Source organism: Comamonas sp. Tr-654 (assembly GCF_011752915.1).
Lineage (GTDB): Bacteria > Pseudomonadota > Gammaproteobacteria > Burkholderiales > Burkholderiaceae_C > Comamonas.
In genome coordinates, this window is the sequence record NZ_VWWQ01000002.1 from 470,716 (window position 1) to 490,419 (window position 19,704).

Genomic DNA, 19,704 nt, shown 5'->3' on the forward strand with positions numbered 1-19,704 from the left:
CTCGCGCCCCATTTTTGGGAGTGAGTGGCTCCAGATGACCGGAGTAACCAGCCGTGTTTCAAGGGGCGTCTTCGCTGAATCTCGATGGAAAGGGGCGGCTTTCAGTGCCGACCCGGCATCGTGACGCCCTTTTGTCCTTGGCTGAGGGGCAGGTCACTTTCACCAAGCATCCCGATGGCTGTCTGTTGCTTTTTCCGCGCCCCGAGTGGCTGCAGTTTCGCGAGCGTGTCGCGCAACTGCCCATTACGGCTCAGTGGTGGAAGCGGATTTTTCTGGGCAATGCCATGGATGCGGAGATGGATGCGACCGGTCGGCTGCTGATTTCGCCCGAGTTGCGTGAGGCCACAGGTCTGACCAAAGAGGTCTTGATGCTGGGCATGGGGGCGCATTTCGAGGTCTGGGACAAGGCCACTTACGAAATGCGCGAAGCGGAAGCGCGCCAGCAACCGATGCCGGCGGCTTTCCAGGATTTTGTTTTGTAGGAAGTGCTTGTGAATCAGCCGTTGCAACATATCACCGTCTTGCTGGACGAGGCCGTGGACGCCCTGCTGGGTGGTGCCGCTGAGCCGCCTGCCGGCCAGTGGGTCGATGCGACGTTCGGTCGGGGCGGTCATTCCCGGCTCATTTTGCGAAGGCTGGGGCCGGACGGGCGTCTGATTGCGTTCGACAAAGACCCGGACGCAATTGCTGAGGCGGCGCGCATCACCGATGCGCGTTTTTCGATTCGGCATGAAGGATTTCGTCATCTAAGCGAACTGCCAGAAGGCAGTGTGCAAGGGGTGTTGATGGACCTAGGCGTGAGCTCGCCCCAGATCGACAACCCGGACCGGGGCTTCAGCTTCCGCTTTGATGGCCCCCTCGACATGCGCATGGACACCACGCGTGGTCAAAGCGTTGCCGAGTGGCTTGAAGACGCAGAAGTGCAGCAGATTGCGGAGGTGATACGTGACTACGGCGAAGAACGGTTTGCTGGCCCCATTGCAAAGGCGATTGTTGCTAGGCGCGAGAGCCAGGGCCCATTACGCACCACTGCCGAGCTGGCCCAACTCGTGGCTGGCGCGGTCAAGACCCGCGAGGCTGGGCAGAACCCGGCAACACGGACCTTCCAGGCTCTTCGGATTTTCATCAATGCCGAACTTCAGGAGCTTGAGCAAGCGCTAGAGGCCAGTCTGCGCGTGCTGGCGCCAGGCGGCCGCCTGGCCGTGATCAGCTTCCACTCGCTGGAAGATCGCATCGTCAAGCAGTTCATTGCCAAGCATTCCAAGGAGGTCTACGACCGCCGCGCGCCGTTTGCTCCCCCTACACCGATGCGGCTGAAGGCGCTGGAGCGCATCAAGCCCAGTGCTGCCGAGGTGGATGCCAATCCGCGCTCGCGCTCTGCGGTGATGCGCGTCGCCGAGCGCACCGAGGTGCCTGCATGATGCATCGCCATGCCGTCACGAGCATGGCTGCGGGAGGGCTGCCATGCTGCGCATAAACCTGCTGCTGCTGCTGGCGGTCATGACCAGCGCCATTTTTCTGGTGCATACCCAGTATGAGTCGCGTCGCCTGTTCACCGAGCTGGACCGCGCCGAGGCAGAGGCGCGTCGTCTGGCGACCGACCAGCTGCGCCTGCAAGTGGAAAAGCGTGCTCAGGCCACGCCTCAGCGCATAGAGACCATGGCGCGCGAAAAGCTGCAGATGAAGCCCGCCTCGCCCGCGATCACCCAGTATGTGCAGGAATCTGCAGCGGGAGCGGCGCGATGACACGCAGCGTGCTCTACACCACCAGTCCACTGCTGGCCTCCAAGACGCCGCTGTGGCGCAGCAAGTTCATCGTGGCTGCGCTGGCGCTGGGTTTTGTGGGTCTGGGCGCGCGTGCAGCCTATGTGCAGGTGTTCGGCAACGACTTCTTCAAGCGCCAGGGTCTGGTGCGCTTTGCGCGTACGCTGGAGCTGCCGGCCAACCGTGGCCGTTTGCTGGACCGCAATGGCCTGATCCTTGCCTCAAGCGTGCCGGCGGCCAGCATCTGGGCCATTCCGGAAGACGTGGATCTGAAGGATCCCGACGTGCAGCAAAAGCTCAAGGAAGTGGCGCGTCTCATGGACATGCCGCTGCGCTCCCTGATGGAGAAGCTGGATGTCGAGGACAAGACCTTTGTCTGGGTCAAGCGTCAGCTGGACTGGGACGTGGGCCAGAAGATCGTGGCGCTCAATATCAAGGGCATCTACAACCGCAAGGAATACAAGCGCCAGTATCCCGAAGGCGAGTCGGCGGCGCATATCGTGGGCTTCACCAATGTGGAAGACCATGGTCAGGAAGGCATGGAGCTGGCCTTTGACAAGGAACTGGCGGGGCGGCCCGGTTCGCGTCGCGTGATCAAGGACCGCCTGGGCCGTGTGGTCGAAGGCGTGGGCGAGGAAGTGCCGCCCCAGGACGGTCAGGACATTCAGCTGTCCATCGACAGCAAGGTTCAGTACTACGCCTACCAGAAGCTCAAGCAGCAGGTGGAGTCGCAAAAGGCCAAGGCCGGCAGCGTGGTGGTGATGGATGCGCACACCGGCGAGCTGCTGGCCCTGGCGAACTATCCCAGCTATGACCCCGGTCACCGCAAGAACCTGACGGGCGAGCAGCTGCGCAATCGCGCGCTGACCGACACCTTCGAGCCTGGCTCGACCATGAAGCCCATCACCATTGCCACGGCACTGGAGCTCAAGCGCGTCAAGCCGTCCACCATCATCGATACCTCACCCGGCCGTTATACGGTGACGGGCTCCACCATCACCGACACGCACAACTACGGCGCGCTGACGGTGGAGGGCGTGATTCAGAAGTCCAGCAACGTGGGGGCAACCAAGGTCGCGCAAAGGCTGTCGCCCCAGGAGATGTGGGAGTACTTCAGCGCTCTGGGCTTTGGTCAGAAGCCGCAGATTCAGTTCCCGGGCGCAGTCTCGGGTCGTCTGCGTGCCTGGAAGACCTGGAAGCCCATCGAGCAGGCCACCATGTCCTATGGCTATGGCCTGTCGGCCTCGCTGTTCCAGATGGCGCGCTCCTACACCGTGTTCTCCAACGAGGGCAACGTCATTCCCTCGACGATTCTGAAAACGACCGAGCCACCCGTGGGCGTGCGCGTGATCTCCAAGGAAAACGCCGAGGCGGTGCTGCACATGCTGCGCATGGCTGCAGGCCCTGGCGGTACCGGCCAGAAGGCCCAGGCCGAGGGCTACACCATTGGCGGCAAATCGGGCACTGCCCGCAAGCAGGTGGGCAAGAGCTATGCCGCGGGCAAGTACCGCGCCTGGTTCACGGGCATCGCCCCCATCGACAAGCCGCGCATCATCGTGGCCGTGATGGTGGACGAGCCTACGGCCGGTTCCTACTACGGCGGCACCGTGGCCGGTCCCGTGTTTGCGGATGTGGTCCAGCAGACATTGCGTTTCATGGGCGTTCAGCCCGACAAGGAAGTCAAGCCTCAGATCGTGGCTGCACCCGCTGAGGAGCCTGTGCTATGAGCACCCCCATTCAACTTCTGAACAATGCAGCCGAGGCCGTCGCCTGGCTGCGCAGCCGCGTACAGGGTGAGCTGCAGACCGATAGCCGCAAGGTCAAGGCCGGCGATGCCTTTGTCGCCTGGCCCGGTGCTGCCACCGATGGTCGGGCCTATGTGGGCCAGGCCCTGGCCCAGGGCGCTGCTGCCGTGCTGGTGGAGGCCGATGGCCTGCAGGCCTTTGATCTGAGCGGCGACCGCATTGCCGCGCTCAAGGGGCTGAAAGCCGCGACCGGCCTGATTGCCGACCAATGGTTTGCGCATCCCAGTGGCGAGCTCGACGTGCTGGCCGTGACCGGTACCAATGGCAAGACCACCACCGCCTGGTGGCTGGCGCATGCGCTCTCGAAAGTGACGTTGAACAGGCGCACCGGTTGCGCGTTGGTCGGCACCCTGGGTGTGGGCGTGCCGCCTGCACTGGAGTCGACGGGCATGACCACGCCGGATCCGGTGCTGCTGCAGCGCGTGTTCCGCAGCTACGCCGACCAGGGTCTCGCAGCCTGCGCCATCGAGGCTTCGTCTATCGGCATCGTCGAGCACCGTCTGGACGGCAGCAAGATTCGCGTGGCGCTGTTCACCAATTTCACGCAGGACCACCTGGACTACCACGGCAGCATGGATGCCTACTGGCAGGCCAAGGCCCAGCTGTTCGACTGGCCCGGCCTGCCGGCGGCCGTGGTCAATATCGATGACGCACATGGCGCCAGACTCTGGGCCAGGCTGCAAGGTCGCGAAATGGATGTGTGGAGTGTCTCCATCCAGGGGCCGGCGCGCCTGCAGGCCAAGGACATCGGTCTGGGCGACGAGGGCCTGAGCTTTACCGTGCTGGAAGCCGGTCACAGCCTGCGCATGAATACGCGTCTGGTCGGTCAGTACAACGTCTCCAACCTGCTCGGGGTGCTGGCCGCGCTGCGTTGCCTGGGCCTGACGTTGGAAGAGGCTGTGGCTGCCTGCGCCCATCTGGAACCGGTGCCCGGTCGCATGGAGCAGATCGTCAAGCCCGGCCAGCCTCTGGTGGCCGTTGACTATGCCCATACGCCCGATGCGCTGGAGAAGGCCTTGCGCGCCCTGCAGCCTGCCGCCCGGCAGCGCCAGGGCAAGCTGTGGTGCGTGTTCGGCTGCGGCGGCGACAGGGACAACAGCAAGCGCCCGTTGATGGGACAGGCCGCCCAGGCAAGTGCCGACGGCGTTTTCGTCACCAGCGACAACCCGCGCAGTGAAGTGCCCGAAAGCATCATCGACCAGATTCTGGCCGGCATGCAGGCGGGCGAGACATTGCATGTTCAGGCCGACCGCGCGGCGGCCATTGCCCAAGCCATTGCCCATGCCGATGCGCGCGATGTGGTGCTGATTGCCGGCAAGGGACATGAGGACTATCAGGAGACGAAGGGCGTGCGCCATCCGTTCTCCGACATGGCTGAGGCGCACAAGGCGCTCGCAGCCCGCGAAGGAAAGATTCGGTCATGATGACCCTGGCAAAAGCGCTGGAGCTGATCCAGACGCATATTCCCCAAGCCCGCCTGGTCGGCAACGGCCAGCTAGAGCTGGCTCGCGTGCACACCGATACGCGCACGCTGCAGGACGGGGACTTGTTCGTGGCACTGAAGGGCGAGCGTTTTGACGCCCATGATTTTCTGTCCCAGGCGCAGGCCGCAGGCGCCGTGGCTGCCGTTGCCAGCCACGGACTGGAAGCCGCAGGCATGGCCGGCATCGAAGTGCCGGACACCCTGCTGGCGCTGGGTGCGCTGGCGCGGGCCTGGCGTGCGCAGTTCGATCTGCCGCTGATTGCCGTGACCGGCAGCAATGGCAAGACCACGGTCACGCAGATGATTGCCTCCATCCTGCGCGCGCACGTGGGCGGGCAAGGCGAGGCAGCGCTGGCCACGCGCGGCAATTTCAACAACTCCATCGGCATGCCGCTGAACCTGCTGCGCATGACGGGTGCGCATCGCATTGCGGTGCTGGAGATGGGCATGAACCACCCGGGCGAGATCGCCGAGCTGGCCGCCATCGGCCAGCCCACGGTGGCCCTGGTCAACAATGCCCAGCGCGAACACCAGGAGTTCATGGGTACGGTGGAAGCCGTGGCGCGTGAGAACGGCTCGGTGCTGGGCTTTCTGCCCCGTGACGGCGTGGCCATCTTCCCCGCTGGCGATACGTACACGCCGCTGTGGACGGAGCTGGCCGCCGGCCGCCCCTGCCTGATGTTTGGCGAGGCCGCGGCTGGCGCCCAGGTTTTTGCCAGCGATGTGGTCTGGGCCGACGGCGCCTGGAGCTTTGCACTGAACACGCCGCAAGGCGTGGCCGCCGTGCAGTTGCATATTGCCGGCCGCCACAACGTGCGCAACGCGTTGGCTGCGGCTGCCTGTGCCCATGCCGCCGGCGTGTCTCTGGCGGCTATTGCGCAGGGACTGTCCTGCTTCGAGCCCGTGACCGGTCGCTCGCGCGCGCTGGCCGTGCAGATCAATGGCCAAGGCGTCACGGTGGTTGACGATACCTATAACGCCAACCCCGACTCGGTTGCCGCCGCCATTGCGGTGCTCGCCGAGTTGCCTGCGCCGCAGTTGCTGGTGCTGGGCGATATGGGCGAGGTCGGCGACAACGGCCCGCAGTTCCATGCCGAAGCCGGTGCGCTGGCCAGGCAGTCCGGGATTGCCCAGGTCTTTGCTCTGGGCGAGCAAAGCGCGTTTGCGGCCTCTGCCTTTGGCAGTGGTGCTAGGCATTTTGAGAGCATGGCCGCCCTTCAGCAGGCGGTGTGCGCAGTTTTACCCAAGGTAGGTAGCGTTTTGGTCAAGGGTTCGCGGTTCATGAAGATGGAGCAAGTGGTGCAGAGCGTTGAAGCCTGCGCAGACAACAAGCAGGGCAACTGCGGGGAGGCCGCATGCTGCTGATGCTGGCTCAATGGTTGCAAGGGCTTTCGCCGGATTTCGGCTTTCTGCGCGTCTTTCAATACCTGACGCTGCGTGCCGTGCTGGCCGCCGTCACCGCCTTGCTGATCGGCCTGATCGTCGGCCCCAGGGCGATTCGCATGCTGACCGCACTCAAGATCGGTCAGCCCGTGCGCGGCTACGGCATGGAGACCCATCTGGTCAAAAGCGGCACGCCCACCATGGGCGGCGTGCTGATTCTGTTCTCGATTGCCGTATCCACCCTGCTGTGGTTTGACCTGTCCAACCGCTTTGTCTGGATCGTGCTGCTGGTCACGCTGGGCTTCGGTGCGATTGGCTGGGTGGACGACTGGCGCAAGGTCGTCAACAAAGACCCCGAGGGCATGCGCTCGGGCGAGAAGTATTTCTGGCAGTCGGTCATCGGCCTGCTGGCCGCTCTGTATCTGGTGTTCTGCATTTCCGAGAACAACAACGCCGAGGTTTTCGGCCTGTTCATCTCCTGGGTGCAGTCGGGCTTTTCCATGGACTTGCCCCCCAAGGCCGGCCTGATGGTGCCTTTCTTCAAGGAGGTCAGCTACCCGCTGGGCGTGCTGGGCTTCATCGTCATGACCTATCTGGTCATCGTGGGCGCCAGCAATGCCGTGAACCTGACCGACGGCCTCGATGGCCTGGCCATCATGCCCGTCATCATGGTCGGCACGGCCCTGGGCATCTTCGCCTATGTGACCGGCAATGCCACCTATGCGCGCTATCTGCTGTTTCCCAGCATCCCCGGCACGGGCGAGCTGATGGTGTTCTGCGGCGCCATGGCGGGCGCCGGTCTGGCTTTTCTCTGGTTCAATGCACATCCCGCCCAGGTCTTCATGGGCGACGTGGGCGCACTGGCGCTGGGCGCCGCTCTGGGCACGATTGCCGTGATCGTGCGCCAGGAAATCGTGCTGGCCGTGATGGGCGGCATCTTTGTGGCAGAAGCCATCTCGGTGATGCTGCAGGTGACTTACTTCAAGTACACCAAGAAGCGCTATGGCGAGGGCCGTCGTCTGCTGAAGATGGCGCCGCTGCACCACCACTTTGAAAAGAGCGGCTGGAAGGAGACCCAGGTCGTGATCCGCTTCTGGATCATCACCATGCTGCTGTGCCTGCTGGGCCTGTCCACCCTGAAGCTGAGGTAGTCGCCATGCAAGCCGAAGACCTCAAGCTCGACGATCAGGTTCTGCAGCCGGATACGGATGCGGGAGTGGATGCTATGCAAACACGAGCGTCTACCGCTGATCTGCAAGGCATTTCAGATGAAAATATGTCTGAAATGAATCAGGAGCAAGCGCAAGAAGCTCCTGAAATAGAAGCGCCTGCCATCATCGCCAAGACGCTGGATGCCGAGCTGGTGCCCGATATCTCCACCTTGACGGCTGCCAGGGATGCGGCCGCCTTTGTGGCACAGATCTTTGCCGATCCCAGCATCTCCGACGCAGCCGACGCCGAAGTGACTGCCGCCGAGCCGCAGCCCGAAGCCGAGCAGCAGGAGGCGGTGGAACTGCCGCCTGTCCCCATGCATTGGCCGCAAGGCGCGGCCCAGCATCTGCAGGGGCAGCGCGTGCTGATTCTGGGTCTGGGCATCTCGGGCATTGCCATGGCGCGCTGGTGCGTGCGTGCCGGTGCCGAGGTCACGGTGGCAGACACGCGCGAAGCCCCGCCTTATCTGTCTGCGCTGCAGACCGAGCTGCCCGGCGTGCGCTTTGTCGCCGGCGCATTCACGGCGGCCCTGGTCGATGGCCAGAGCCTGAGCTCCGTCTATCGTTCGCCCGGCCTGAGCCCGGCCAGCGTGGCGCCGGTCTTCAATGCCGCGCGCAGCATCGGCCTGCCCACGGGCGGCGAACTCGATCTGTTTGCCTTTGCCCTCAAGGGCCTGCGCGAAGCCCACGGCTATGCGCCTAAGGTGCTGGGCATTACCGGTACCAACGGCAAGACCACGGTCACCTCGCTGACCGGGCAACTGCTGGAGCATGGCGGATTGAGCGTGGGCGTGGCCGGAAATATCGGTCCCACGCTGCTCGACACCCTGTCAGGGCGCATCGATGCCGAGACTCTGCCCCAGGCCTGGGTGCTGGAGCTGTCCAGCTTCCAGCTCGATGACTGCCACGGCTTCGAGCCCACGGCGGCCACGGTGCTCAATATCACCCAGGACCATCTGGACTGGCATGGCGGCATGCAGGCTTATGCCGATGCCAAGGCCCATGTCTTTGGCGAGCAGGCTCTGATGGTCCTCAACCGCGAAGATCCCGTCGTCATGGCCATGCTGCCCGCGCCCGTGGCGGTGCCCGGCAAGCGCGGCAAGACTTTCCAGCGCGCCCATGTCACCTTTGGCGGCGACATGCCGCGCCGCCCCGGCGACTTCGGTCTGGAGGTGGTCAACGGAATGACCTGGCTGGTGCGCGCCCACGAGGCCGACGAAACCAGCAAGGGCAAGAACGTCGACGATCTGCACATCGTGCGCCTGATGCCCGCCGATGCGCTGCGCATCCGCGGCCGCCACAACGCCATCAATGCACTGTCGGCCCTGGCGCTGGCGACCGGGGCGGGATGCACGCTGGCACCGCTGCTCTACGGCCTGCGCGAATACCGGGGCGAGCCCCACCGCGTGCAGCCTGTGGGCCGGGTGGACGATGTCGAATACTTTGACGACAGCAAGGGCACGAATGTGGGCGCCACCGTGGCCGCCCTCATGGGCCTGGGGCCGGACCACCGCATCGTGGTGATTCTGGGCGGTCTGGGCAAGGGCCAGGACTTCACGCCGCTGGCTGCTCCCGTTTCGCGCTATGTGCGCGCGGCCGTGCTGATCGGTCAGGACGCGCCACAGATTCGCGAGGCCCTGGGCGACACCGGCGTGACCCTGGTCGATGCCGCCACCATGCAGGACGCCGTGCAGCAGGCCGCGCGTCTGGCCCATGCCAGCGATGCAGTGTTGCTCTCGCCGGCCTGCGCAAGCATGGATATGTTCAAGGACTACGCGGACCGCGCCCACCAGTTTGTGGAAGCGGTGCGCGAGCTGGCGCTTGAAGCCGGCCAGCAACTGGAGGACGGCGCATGACAGCCGCCTTCATGACCAGCCTCTCCGGCCGCATGCGCTCGTGGTTTCGCACGGTCGGGGACAAGCCCATCGACGTGCTGCCGGTGCGCGTGGGCGGGCCCGTGTACGACCGTCCGACCCGCACGCCAGCCAGCGTCCTGGGGCTGGACCAGGCTCTGATCTGGGTCGTCATCGCCTTGCTGTCCTGGAGTCTGGTCATGGTGTATTCGGCATCGATCGCGATGCCCGACAACCCGCGCTTCGGCAAGATCGAGCCCTATCACTTCCTGCTGCGCCACACCATGTCCATAGGCATGGCCTTTGTGGCCGCGCTGCTGGCCTTCCAGGTGCCCATGAATGTCTGGGAGAAGGTGGCACGCAAGCTATTCCTGATCTCCATCGTGCTGCTGGTGGCGGTGCTGATTCCGCATGTGGGCACGGTGGTCAACGGCGCGCGTCGCTGGCTGTCGCTGGGCATCATGAACTTCCAGCCTTCGGAGCTGGCCAAGTTCTCCATCCTGATCTATGCGGCCGACTACATGGTTCGCAAGATGGAGGTCAAGGAGCGCTTCTTCCGCGCCGTGCTGCCCATGGGTCTGGCCGTGGTCGTGGTGGGGGTGCTGCTGCTGGCCGAGCCCGACATGGGGGCCTTCATGGTGATCGTCGTGATCTCCATGGGCATTCTGTTCCTGGGCGGCGTGAATGCACGCATGTTCTTCATCATCGCGCTGCTGGTGGTGCTGGCCTTCGGCATGATCATCGCCACCTCGGAGTGGCGCCGCGAACGTATTTTTGCCTACCTCGATCCCTGGGATGAAAAGCATGCGCTGGGCAAGGGCTACCAGCTCTCGCATGCGCTGATCGCCATCGGGCGGGGCGAGATCTTTGGCGTGGGCCTGGGACGCAGCGTGGAAAAACTGCACTGGCTGCCCGAAGCGCATACCGACTTCCTGCTGGCCGTGATCGGCGAGGAGTTCGGTCTGGTCGGTCTGCTGCTGATTGCGGCAGTCTTCTTCTGGCTGACCCGCCGCATCATGCTGATCGGCCGTCAGGCCATCGCGCTGGACCGTGTCTTTGCGGGCCTGGTGGCGGAGGGCGTGGCGATCTGGATGGGCTTCCAGGCCTTTATCAACATGGGCGTGAATCTGGGCGCCCTGCCAACCAAAGGCCTGACTCTGCCGTTGATGAGTTTTGGCGGTTCGGCCATTTTGATGAATTTGATTGCGATAGCTGTGGTGCTCCGAGTCGATTACGAAAACAAGCTGCTGATGAAGGGAGGTCACGCATGACACTTCCCGTTCAGCAAAACAGGCAGCGCACCGCGCTGGTGATCGCCGGCGGAACCGGCGGCCATATCTTCCCCGGGCTGGCCGTGGCGCAGGAGCTGCGCGCACGCGGCTGGAATGTGCACTGGCTGGGCGCGCCGGGCTCCATGGAGTCGCGCATCGTGCCGCCGCAGGGCTTTGCACTGGAGACCATCGAGTTCGGCGGCGTGCGCGGCAAGGGCGTCAAGACATTGCTGCAGCTGCCCTTCAAGCTCGCCAAGGCCTTTGCACAGGCGCGCAGCGTCATCAGGCGCGTGCAGCCCGATGTGGTCATCGGCCTGGGCGGTTATCTCACCGTGCCCGGAGGCCTGATGGCCGCGCTGTCCGGCGTGCCCGTGGTGCTGCACGAGCAGAACTCCGTGGCCGGCATGGCCAACAAGGTCGTGGCCAAGGTGGCCAGGCGTGTGTTCACTGCTTTCCCCAAGGTGTTTGCCAAGGGCGAATGGGTAGGCAACCCGCTGCGTCAGGCGTTTCTGGAGCAGGCCGAGCCGGCCCAGCGCTTTGCCGGTCGCAGCGGCCCGCTCAAGCTGCTGGTCGTGGGCGGCAGCCTGGGAGCCAGGGCGCTCAATGAGATCGTGCCCCAGGCTCTGGCCCTGATGCCTGCCGATCAGCGCCCCGTGGTGCTGCACCAAAGCGGTACGGCCCAGATCGATGCGCTGCGTGCCAACTATCAGGCTGCCGGCGTGCAGGCCGAGCTGACTCCTTTCATCGACGACACGGCCAAGGCTTTTGCCGATGCCGATCTCGTCGTCTGCCGTGCCGGTGCCAGCACCGTGACCGAGATTGCCGCCGTAGGGGTTGCAGCCGTCTATGTGCCCTTCCCTGCGGCAGTGGATGACCACCAGACCAGCAATGCCCGCTTCCTGGTGGATGCCGGTGGCGGTTGGTTACAGCCTCAAAGTACTCTGAGCGCCCAAGGGTTGGCGGAAATGCTACAAAATATGCAGCGTGCGACGCTGTTGGAGCGCGCTGAACTCGCGAAGAAAATGCAAAAGACTGATGCCACCGAGAAGGTGGTCGCCGCTTGTGAGGAGTTGGCAGCATGAAACACGCCATTCATCACATTCACTTTGTCGGTATTGGCGGCGCCGGCATGAGCGGTATTGCAGAGGTTCTGCACAACCTGGGTTACGCCATTTCAGGCTCCGACCTGACTGACAGCGCCACGCTGCGCCGCCTGGCTGGCCTGGGCATCAAGACCTTTGTCGGTCATGCGGCCGAGAACGTCGCCGGCACCGATGCCGTGGTGACCTCCACGGCCGTGCAGGGCGACAACCCCGAGGTTCTGGCGGCCCGCGAGAAAAAGATTCCGGTGGTTCCCCGTGCCCTGATGCTGGCCGAGCTGATGCGCTTCAAGCAGGGCATCGCCATTGCCGGCGCGCATGGCAAGACCACCACCACCAGCCTGGTGACCAGCGTGCTGGCCGAGGCCGGCCTGGACCCCACTTTCGTGATCGGTGGCAAGCTCAACAGCGCCGGCGCGAATGCCAAGCTGGGTCACGGCGACTACATTGTGGTCGAGGCCGACGAGTCCGATGCTTCCTTCCTGAACCTGCTGCCCGTGATGGCCGTCGTCACCAATATCGACGCCGACCACATGGAAACCTACGGCCATGACTTTGGCCGTCTCAAACAGGCTTTTGTCGACTTTCTGCACCGCATGCCGTTTTACGGCCGTGCCATTCTCTGCGTCGACAGCCCTGCCGTGCGCGAGATATTGCCCAGGCTGGCCCGTCCGGTCACGACCTACGGCTTTGCCGAAGATGCCCAGGTGCGCGCCGTGAACGTGCGTGCCGAAGCCGGCCGTATGCGCTTTACCGTGCGTCGCCAGAACGGACAGAGCTACCCCGACCTCGAAGTCGTGCTGAGCCTGCCTGGCGAGCACAACGTGCTCAACGCCCTGTCTGCCGTGGCGGTCGCCATGGAGCTCGAAATTTCCGACGAAGCGCTGCTGCGTGCCCTGGAAGGCTTCAAGGGCGTGGGACGGCGCTTCCAGCGCTATGGCGAGCTGCCGGCTGCCGATGGCGGCATGTTCACCGTCATCGACGACTACGGTCACCACCCCGTGGAAATGGCCGCCACGCTGGCTGCAGCACGCGGCGCCTTCCCGGGCCAGCGGCTGGTGCTGGCGTTTCAGCCGCATCGCTACAGCCGCACACGGGACTGTTTCGAGGACTTCGTGAAAGTCATAGGCAGCGCCGATTCCGTGCTGCTGGCCGAGGTCTATGCCGCAGGCGAGGCTCCCATCGTGGCCGCCGACGGTCGCTCCCTGGCCCGCGCTTTGCGAGTGGCCGGCAAAGTTGAGCCTGTATTTGTGGAAAACATTGCCGATATGTCAGCATCCATCGCCGCCAATGCGCAAGCAGGTGATGTATTGCTGTGCATGGGAGCGGGATCGATTGGTGCCGTGCCCGGGAAACTGGTTGAAATGCTTCAGAAACAAGAGCCGGCTGCGCCCGCAGGGAGCGCGCAATGAGCATGTTTGGTACCAATATCGACGTGAAGGCACTGGGCAAGGTCGCAGTGCTCATGGGGGGGCGCTCGTCCGAGCGCGAGGTCTCGCTGATGTCCGGCACCGGCGTGCTGGCCGCGCTGCAGTCCAAGGGTGTCGATGCCCACAAGTTCGACCCCGCCGAGCAGGGTCTGGACCAGCTCAAGGTGCAAGGCTTTGACCGCTGCTTCATCGCGCTGCATGGCCGCTACGGCGAGGACGGCACGGTGCAGGGCGCTCTGGAGTTGCTGGACATCCCTTACACGGGTTCGGGCGTGATGGCTTCCAGCATCGCCATGGACAAGATCATGACCAAGCGCATCTGGCGCTTTGAAGGTCTGCCCACGCCGGACTGGCGCATGGTCGATTCGGCCGAAGCCACGCGCGCCGCATTGCAGGACCTGGGCGCTCCCATGATCGTCAAGCCTGCACGCGACGGCTCCAGCATCGGCCTGACCAAGGTGACGAACGCCGACGAATGCGCCAGGGCCTACGAGCTGGCGGCCCAGTACGACGCAGAAGTGCTGTGCGAGCAGTTCATTGCCGGCGATGAGACCACCTGCCCCGTGCTGGGCACGGGAGCGAAGGCCGCTGCGCTGCCGGTGATCCGCATCGTGGCGCCCGAAGGCAACTACGACTACCAGAACAAGTACTTCACCGATACGACGCAGTACCACTGCCCGAGCGGCCTGCCTGCTGCCGAGGAAGCCGAGATCCAGCGCATCGTGGAGAAAGCCTTCCGCACCCTGGGCTGCCGAGGCTGGGCGCGTGCCGACATCATGATCCGCGCCAGCGACCGCAAGCCTTTCTTGCTGGAGATCAACACCTCGCCTGGCATGACCGGGCATTCTCTGGTCCCCATGGCGGCGCGCGCCTCCGGCGTGAGCTACGAAAACCTGTGCCTTGGCATCCTTGCCATGAGCACGCTGGATGGAGAAGCGGAGCAGCCATGAACCGCAGCCAGCCCACAGCCGTCGTCCCGTTCGACGTCAAGCTCATGAACATCACTGCCACGGTGATGTTCATGGGGTGCTTGACGGCGTGCGTGATGGCCGTGGGATGGTGGTTGATGCGAACTCCGGCCTTCAATATCGGCCGCATCGTGGTGGAAGGCGAGCTGGTGCATAACAACGCCGTGACGCTGCGTGCCAATGTGGCACCGGTGCTCAAGGGCAACTTCTTCACGGTGGACCTGAAGGCGGCGCAGCACGCCTTCGAGCAGGTGCCCTGGGTACAAGAGGCGCAGGTGCGCCGCGAGTATCCGAACGGCTTGCGTGTGGCGCTCAAGGAGCATGTGGCCGAGGCCTTCTGGGGTCCCGAGACCGGCACCGGCCTGGTCAACAAGGCCGGCGAAGTGTTCGAAGCCAATCTGGGCGAGCTGGACCGAGAGGGGTTGCCGCGTCTGCAAGGCCCCGAGGGCTCGGCACCGCGTGTGTTGCGGATGTATCACGCACTGGCGCCGGCACTGAAGCCGCTCGATGTGGAACTGGACAGCCTGACCCTGGATGCGCGTGGCAGCTGGGAGCTCGTGCTGGACAACGATGCACTGCTGACACTGGGCGGCGGCACCACCGAAGACATATTGCAGCGTGTGCAGCGCTTCGTGCGCACGCTGCCTCAGATCACCTCTCAATACAAGCGCTCGGCTGCAGCAGTGGAGTCTGCAGACCTGCGTTACGAAGACGGCTATGCCTTGCGACTCAAGGGCGTGACCACTGGAACCTCCGCGCCGGCAGCTGCTGCCAGGGCCAGACGATGAGCGGGAGCAGGGGAACAGACATGCAAGGCGCACACAAAGACAAGACAGAACCTACCGGGGGCGGAAGCTGATATGGCAAGAGAATACAAGGATGTGATTGTTGGGCTGGATATCGGCACGGCCAAGGTCATGGCGGTGGTGGCCGAGGTCATGTCCAATGGCGAGCTGAAGCTGGCGGGCCTGGGCGTCGCCCCCAGCAACGGCTTGAAGCGCGGCGTGGTCGTGAACATCGATGCGACCGTGCAGAGCATCCAGCAGGCTCTCAAAGAGGCCGAGCTGATGGCCGACTGCAAGATTCAGCGCGTGTGCACCGGCATTACCGGCAGCCATATCCGCGGCCTGAATTCCAGCGGCATGGTGGCCATCAAGGACAAGGAGGTCTCGTCCACCGATATGGCCCGCGTGATGGAAACCGCCAAGGCCATCAATATCTCGTCCGACCAGCGCCTGCTGCTGGTCGAGGCGCAGGAGTTCGTCATCGACGGCCACGAGGTGCGCGAGCCCATCGGCATGAGCGGCATTCGCCTTGAAGCCAAGATCCATATCGTGACCGGCGCCCAGAGCGCGGCCGAGAACATCATCAAATGCGTGCGCCGCTGCGGCCTGGAAGTCGAGCAGTTGCTGCTCAACCCGCTGGCATCGGCCCAGGCCGTGCTGACCGACGACGAGCGCGAACTGGGCGTGGCCGTGGTGGATATCGGCGCGGGCGCGACCGATGTGGCCATCTTCACCGGCGGTGCGATTCGCCACACGGCCGTAATACCGATTGCCGGCGACCTGATCACCAGCGACATTGCCATGGCCTTGCGCACTCCCACCAAGGATGCCGAGGACATCAAGGTCGAGAGCGGCTATGCCAAGCAGCTGCTGGCCGACCCAGATGCCCAGGTCGAAGTGCCGGGCCTGGGCGACCGCAGCCCTCGCATGATCAGCAAGCAGGCCCTGGCCGGCGTGATCGAGCCCCGCGTGGAAGAGATCTTCTCGCTGGTGCAGCAGGTCATCCGCGAGTCGGGCTACGAAGAAGTGCTGTCCTCGGGCATCGTGCTCACGGGCGGCAGCGCCGTCATGCCTGGAATGATCGAGCTAGGCGAAGACATCTTCCTCAAGCCCGTGCGTCGCGGTCTTCCCAAATATTCCGGCGCGCTGGCCGACATGGTCGCCCAGCCCCGTGCCGCCACCGTGATGGGCCTGCTGGACGAAGCGCGTCTGGCACGTCTGCGTGGCTACAAGGTGGCCCAGAAGAGCGGTTCCATGAAGACCGCCTTCGGCCGGTTCAAAGACTTCATCGTGGGGAACTTCTGATATGAGCACCTATCGCATGTTCATCACCGGACCACCATCGATGGATTTTTCGCGGCATCGACGACGAAGACCGCGAAGACCTCAAGAGTTCGAAATTTCTTTTCCACAGCAGCGACAAACCACCACTAGAGAACAGGAGCACCACCATGCCTATCGACATGATTGAAACCGAAGAATTCAACCAAGGCACGCAGATCAAGGTGATCGGCGTCGGCGGTGGCGGCGGCAATGCCGTCGACCACATGATCGAACGCAGCGTCCAGGGCGTCGAATTCATTACGGCCAACACCGATGCTCAAGCTCTGTTGCGCAGCCGCGCTCACCGCACCATCCATCTGGGTGGCAGCGGCCTGGGTGCCGGCAGCAAGCCCGACAAGGGTCGCGACGCTGCGGAAGCTGCTGTGGAAGATATTCGCGCTGCCATCGAAGGCGCTCACATGCTCTTCATTACGGCGGGCATGGGTGGTGGTACGGGTACCGGTGCATCGCCTGTGATCGCACGAGTGGCCAAGGAAATGGGCATTCTGACGGTGGGTGTGGTGACCAAGCCTTTCGAGTGGGAAGGTGGCCGCCGCATGCAGAACGCTGACGCCGGCCTGGCCGAGCTGGAAGCGAATGTGGACTCGCTGATCGTTGTGCTCAATGAAAAGCTGCTCGATGTGCTGGGCGATGATATCTCCCAGGACGAGGCTTTTGCCCATGCCAACGACGTTCTGAAGAACGCCGTGGGCGGCATCGCCGAAATCATCAACGAGTACGGCCATGTGAACGTCGACTTCGAAGACGTGCGCACCGTGATGGGCGAGCCCGGCAAGGCCATGATGGGCACGGCCAAGGCCGCCGGTCCCGATCGTGCCCGTATCGCCGCCGAGCAGGCCGTGGCCTGCCCGCTGTTGGAGGGTATCGACCTGTCCGGCGCCAAGGGCGTGCTGGTGCTGGTGACCGCCGCCAAGGGCAGCCTGAAGCTGTCCGAGTCGCGTCTGGCCATGTCCACCATCAACGCTTATGCGTCTCCCGATGCCCACGTGATCTATGGCGCAGCCTACGATGACTCGCTGGGTGACGAGATCCGCGTGACGGTGGTGGCTACCGGCCTGTCGCGTCCCAATGTGCGTCGCCAGAACATCCAGGTGGTGCAAGGCGGCCTGCGTACCGGTACCGACAACGTGGCCGTGGGCCTGCCTCCCTTGGGTGGCATGGAATACGGCACGGCCAACACCAATGTGCCCAGCGTCTGGCGCACCAACCGCACCCAGGCTTCGGAGCGTGTGAGCGCTCTGGCATCTGGCGGCATGGACGATGTGGAGATCCCGGCGTTCCTGCGCAAGCAGGCTGATTAAGCTCCCCCTGAGCGGCTTTGCCGCTTCCCCCTCTCTGGCGCTTTGCGCCGGAGGGGGGCGACACTCTCGGTGCGGGGCGGCGGGGCCGCCCAGGCCCTTCCTCGGTGTCTCTGCCTTCGAGTGCGTCAGCATTTGAGAGGTCAGCCGCAAAGGCCTTTGGTTCGTTAAGGACTGAAGGCCCATCAGTTCGCTGTATCGCAGCGATTAAGACAACCCTGGGGCGGCGTAAGCTGGCTCGGGGTTGTCCCATTTAAAATACCAGCATGCTTCAGCAACGTACCATCAAGACCATTTCCCGTGCCGTAGGCGTGGGCCTGCACAGCGGCCAGCGTGTCGAGCTGACGCTGCGCCCGGCCCAGCCTGATACCGGCATCGTGTTCCGTCGCGTGGACTTGCCTGAGCCTGTGGATATCCCCATTTCCGCCGAGGCCGTGACCGATACGCGCATGGCCTCCACCATTGGCAGCGGCGGCGCCAAGGTGCATACGGTCGAGCACCTGATGTCGGCCATCGCCGGTCTGGGAATCGACAACCTCTATGTGGACATCACCGCCGAAGAAGTGCCGATTCTCGATGGTTCCTCGTCCTCGTTCGTTTTCCTGCTGCAAAGCGCCGGAATCGAGCTGCAGAAGGCGCCCAAGCGTTTTATCCGCATCAAGAGCCCGATCGAAGTGCGAGAAGGGGAGGGGCAGAACCTCAAGTGGGCGCGCTTTGATCCCTACCATGGCTTCAAGCTGCGTTTCGAGATCGACTTTGCTCACCCTGCCGTGGACTCCACGGGGCAGTGCGTGGAGTTCGACATGGGTCTGGACAACTACACACGCGATATCGCCCGCGCGCGCACCTTCGGCTTCACCAAGGATGTGGAAATGCTGCGCAACAACGGCCTGGCACTGGGCGGCGGGCTGGACAATGCCATCGTCATGGATGACTACAAGGTCCTGAACAGCGACGGCCTGCGTTATGACGACGAGTTTGCCAAGCACAAGATCCTCGATGCGATCGGCGATCTGTATCTGATCGGCAAGCCCATTCTCGGTGCCTACAGCGCCTTTCGTTCGGGTCATGGCCTCAACAACAAGCTGCTGCGTGCCATGATCGCTCAGCCCCAGACCTGGGAGATGGTGACCTTCGAGAGCGAGCGGCAGGCTCCCCAGGGCTTTGCCATCCCCGTACAGGCCTGGTGAGCGAGACCTCCATGCTGATCTTTCGCTGGTTGGCCGGCCTGCTGATTCTGGCTTCGGCGCTGAGCTTTGCCTTCTATCTTGGAACCGGCAAGGCCCAGTACAAGCGTCTGGGCTTTTTGCTGTTCAAGTGGACGGTGATCGCCGGTCTGGCCTTTTTTGCCGTGATGCTGGTGGGGCGCATTGTCTGAAAAGCTATTCATATTGATAGCTGTTTGCGCAAGCTGGACAAGCGTTTCATTGGTTTCTGCTTTGTAAACGTCCGGCAAAAAGTGGTAAATCGGCATTTGCTCACGTCAAGCGCTGCCGAAATGGGGCGAAGATGGAACGCCTGCGGTCGCCATGGCGTGCCGCACCGCTTGTTGACCGAAACGATTCGACAAAGGAGTATCCATGTCCCGTTTGACTACCCGCATTCTTTCCGCCTCGGTTGCCGCCTGTCTGGGTCTGGGCAGTCTGGCCGTACAGGCACAGCCCGGCCCGCCGCCCGGTCGTGGCAACGGCCATGGGCCGCAGGACATGCGCCATGACGGTCGTCATGATGATCGTGGCCGGAATGACCAGCGCTATGACAGACGTGCGGATCGCCACGACCACGGCCGCCGTGGCGGCGGTCCCGATCACAACTGGTACAAGGGCAGCCGCGTGCCGCCCCAATACCGCAGCCAGCACTATGTGGTGAACGACTGGCGCGGCCACCGTCTGTCGGCCCCGCCGCGCGGCTATCACTGGATTCAGAACGGCGGCGACTATCTGTTGGTGGCCATCGCCACCGGCGTGATCGCTTCCATGGTGCTGGGCAATTACTAAAGCTCATCACCC

18 protein-coding genes are annotated in these 19,704 nt (G+C 63.7%); all 18 read left to right on the forward strand.

Features of this window, described 5'->3' with window-relative positions:
* Positions 1 to 53: 53 nt before the first annotated feature.
* The 18 genes from mraZ to F3J24_RS07910 all read left to right on the forward strand — a co-directional run bounded on the left by mraZ (position 54) and on the right by F3J24_RS07910 (position 19,692).
* Positions 54 to 482: a division/cell wall cluster transcriptional repressor MraZ gene (gene mraZ / locus F3J24_RS07825; protein WP_003051254.1), complete on the forward strand. Its 429-nt coding sequence runs from the start codon at positions 54 to 56 to the stop codon at positions 480 to 482.
* 9 nt (positions 483 to 491) lie between these two features.
* Complete coding sequence (gene rsmH / locus F3J24_RS07830; RefSeq protein WP_043006068.1) at positions 492 to 1,421, forward strand: 16S rRNA (cytosine(1402)-N(4))-methyltransferase RsmH; 930 nt, start codon at positions 492 to 494, stop codon at positions 1,419 to 1,421.
* A gap of 43 nt (positions 1,422 to 1,464) precedes the next feature.
* Entirely contained in the window at positions 1,465 to 1,746 is a 282-nt protein-coding gene (ftsL, locus tag F3J24_RS07835; protein WP_043006067.1) for a cell division protein FtsL, read from the forward strand.
* Positions 1,743 to 3,491 carry a penicillin-binding protein 2 gene (locus tag F3J24_RS07840; RefSeq protein WP_043006065.1) on the forward strand — a complete coding sequence of 583 codons (1,749 nt, stop codon included), beginning with the start codon at positions 1,743 to 1,745 and terminating at the stop codon, positions 3,489 to 3,491. The genes ftsL and F3J24_RS07840 overlap by 4 nt, the downstream gene beginning before the upstream one ends.
* Positions 3,488 to 4,993 (forward strand): UDP-N-acetylmuramoyl-L-alanyl-D-glutamate--2,6-diaminopimelate ligase, encoded by a 1,506-nt coding sequence (locus tag F3J24_RS07845; RefSeq protein ID WP_167004392.1) that lies wholly within the window; start codon positions 3,488 to 3,490, stop codon positions 4,991 to 4,993. Before F3J24_RS07840 ends, F3J24_RS07845 begins: the two co-directional genes overlap by 4 nt.
* A complete protein-coding gene (gene murF, locus F3J24_RS07850) occupies positions 4,990 to 6,417 on the forward strand; it encodes a UDP-N-acetylmuramoyl-tripeptide--D-alanyl-D-alanine ligase (protein WP_167004396.1) in 1,428 nt (475 codons plus the stop codon). The genes F3J24_RS07845 and murF overlap by 4 nt, the downstream gene beginning before the upstream one ends.
* The gene (mraY, locus tag F3J24_RS07855) at positions 6,408 to 7,586 is read left to right on the forward strand and encodes a phospho-N-acetylmuramoyl-pentapeptide-transferase (protein WP_043006060.1); all 1,179 of its coding nucleotides are present in this window, start codon (positions 6,408 to 6,410) and stop codon (positions 7,584 to 7,586) included. Before murF ends, mraY begins: the two co-directional genes overlap by 10 nt.
* Before the next feature lie 5 nt (positions 7,587 to 7,591).
* Positions 7,592 to 9,502 carry a UDP-N-acetylmuramoyl-L-alanine--D-glutamate ligase gene (gene murD / locus F3J24_RS07860; protein ID WP_167004398.1) on the forward strand — a complete coding sequence of 637 codons (1,911 nt, stop codon included), beginning with the start codon at positions 7,592 to 7,594 and terminating at the stop codon, positions 9,500 to 9,502.
* Entirely contained in the window at positions 9,499 to 10,770 is a 1,272-nt protein-coding gene (gene ftsW / locus F3J24_RS07865) for a putative lipid II flippase FtsW (RefSeq protein WP_003051279.1), read from the forward strand. The genes murD and ftsW overlap by 4 nt, the downstream gene beginning before the upstream one ends.
* Positions 10,767 to 11,852, forward strand: coding sequence for an undecaprenyldiphospho-muramoylpentapeptide beta-N-acetylglucosaminyltransferase (gene murG / locus F3J24_RS07870; protein ID WP_167004400.1), 1,086 nt, complete (start codon positions 10,767 to 10,769; stop codon positions 11,850 to 11,852). The genes ftsW and murG overlap by 4 nt, the downstream gene beginning before the upstream one ends.
* A complete protein-coding gene (murC, locus tag F3J24_RS07875) occupies positions 11,849 to 13,282 on the forward strand; it encodes a UDP-N-acetylmuramate--L-alanine ligase (protein ID WP_167004402.1) in 1,434 nt (477 codons plus the stop codon). The genes murG and murC overlap by 4 nt, the downstream gene beginning before the upstream one ends.
* The gene (locus tag F3J24_RS07880) at positions 13,279 to 14,250 is read left to right on the forward strand and encodes a D-alanine--D-alanine ligase (RefSeq protein ID WP_167004404.1); all 972 of its coding nucleotides are present in this window, start codon (positions 13,279 to 13,281) and stop codon (positions 14,248 to 14,250) included. Before murC ends, F3J24_RS07880 begins: the two co-directional genes overlap by 4 nt.
* Complete coding sequence (locus tag F3J24_RS07885) at positions 14,247 to 15,056, forward strand: cell division protein FtsQ/DivIB (protein WP_003051290.1); 810 nt, start codon at positions 14,247 to 14,249, stop codon at positions 15,054 to 15,056. The genes F3J24_RS07880 and F3J24_RS07885 overlap by 4 nt, the downstream gene beginning before the upstream one ends.
* 72 nt (positions 15,057 to 15,128) lie before the next feature.
* Entirely contained in the window at positions 15,129 to 16,358 is a 1,230-nt protein-coding gene (gene ftsA, locus F3J24_RS07890; protein WP_003051293.1) for a cell division protein FtsA, read from the forward strand.
* 146 nt (positions 16,359 to 16,504) lie between these two features.
* Positions 16,505 to 17,698 carry a cell division protein FtsZ gene (ftsZ, locus tag F3J24_RS07895; RefSeq protein ID WP_003051295.1) on the forward strand — a complete coding sequence of 398 codons (1,194 nt, stop codon included), beginning with the start codon at positions 16,505 to 16,507 and terminating at the stop codon, positions 17,696 to 17,698.
* A gap of 263 nt (positions 17,699 to 17,961) precedes the next feature.
* Positions 17,962 to 18,885, forward strand: coding sequence for a UDP-3-O-acyl-N-acetylglucosamine deacetylase (gene lpxC, locus F3J24_RS07900; protein WP_167004406.1), 924 nt, complete (start codon positions 17,962 to 17,964; stop codon positions 18,883 to 18,885).
* An 11-nt stretch (positions 18,886 to 18,896) separates the two neighbouring features.
* Positions 18,897 to 19,073, forward strand: a complete 177-nt coding sequence (locus F3J24_RS07905; protein ID WP_167004408.1) for a hypothetical protein — start codon at positions 18,897 to 18,899, stop codon at positions 19,071 to 19,073.
* A gap of 202 nt (positions 19,074 to 19,275) precedes the next feature.
* The gene (locus F3J24_RS07910) at positions 19,276 to 19,692 is read left to right on the forward strand and encodes an RcnB family protein (protein WP_167004410.1); all 417 of its coding nucleotides are present in this window, start codon (positions 19,276 to 19,278) and stop codon (positions 19,690 to 19,692) included.
* Positions 19,693 to 19,704 lie beyond the last annotated feature (12 nt).

What these genes read in the sequence shown, in the direction of transcription:
- ftsL (WP_043006067.1), top strand. Translation starts at nt 1,465, where the DNA reads ATGCTGCGCATAAACCTGCTGCTGCTGCTGGCGGTCATGACCAGCGCC.
- F3J24_RS07840 (WP_043006065.1), top strand. Translation starts at nt 1,743, where the DNA reads ATGACACGCAGCGTGCTCTACACCACCAGTCCACTGCTGGCCTCCAAG.
- F3J24_RS07845 (WP_167004392.1), top strand. Translation starts at nt 3,488, where the DNA reads ATGAGCACCCCCATTCAACTTCTGAACAATGCAGCCGAGGCCGTCGCC.
- murF (WP_167004396.1), top strand. Translation starts at nt 4,990, where the DNA reads ATGATGACCCTGGCAAAAGCGCTGGAGCTGATCCAGACGCATATTCCC.
- mraY (WP_043006060.1), top strand. Translation starts at nt 6,408, where the DNA reads ATGCTGCTGATGCTGGCTCAATGGTTGCAAGGGCTTTCGCCGGATTTC.
- murD (WP_167004398.1), top strand. Translation starts at nt 7,592, where the DNA reads ATGCAAGCCGAAGACCTCAAGCTCGACGATCAGGTTCTGCAGCCGGAT.
- ftsW (WP_003051279.1), top strand. Translation starts at nt 9,499, where the DNA reads ATGACAGCCGCCTTCATGACCAGCCTCTCCGGCCGCATGCGCTCGTGG.
- murG (WP_167004400.1), top strand. Translation starts at nt 10,767, where the DNA reads ATGACACTTCCCGTTCAGCAAAACAGGCAGCGCACCGCGCTGGTGATC.
- murC (WP_167004402.1), top strand. Translation starts at nt 11,849, where the DNA reads ATGAAACACGCCATTCATCACATTCACTTTGTCGGTATTGGCGGCGCC.
- F3J24_RS07880 (WP_167004404.1), top strand. Translation starts at nt 13,279, where the DNA reads ATGAGCATGTTTGGTACCAATATCGACGTGAAGGCACTGGGCAAGGTC.
- F3J24_RS07885 (WP_003051290.1), top strand. Translation starts at nt 14,247, where the DNA reads ATGAACCGCAGCCAGCCCACAGCCGTCGTCCCGTTCGACGTCAAGCTC.
- ftsA (WP_003051293.1), top strand. Translation starts at nt 15,129, where the DNA reads ATGGCAAGAGAATACAAGGATGTGATTGTTGGGCTGGATATCGGCACG.
- ftsZ (WP_003051295.1), top strand. Translation starts at nt 16,505, where the DNA reads ATGCCTATCGACATGATTGAAACCGAAGAATTCAACCAAGGCACGCAG.
- lpxC (WP_167004406.1), top strand. Translation starts at nt 17,962, where the DNA reads ATGCTTCAGCAACGTACCATCAAGACCATTTCCCGTGCCGTAGGCGTG.
- F3J24_RS07905 (WP_167004408.1), top strand. Translation starts at nt 18,897, where the DNA reads ATGCTGATCTTTCGCTGGTTGGCCGGCCTGCTGATTCTGGCTTCGGCG.
- F3J24_RS07910 (WP_167004410.1), top strand. Translation starts at nt 19,276, where the DNA reads ATGTCCCGTTTGACTACCCGCATTCTTTCCGCCTCGGTTGCCGCCTGT.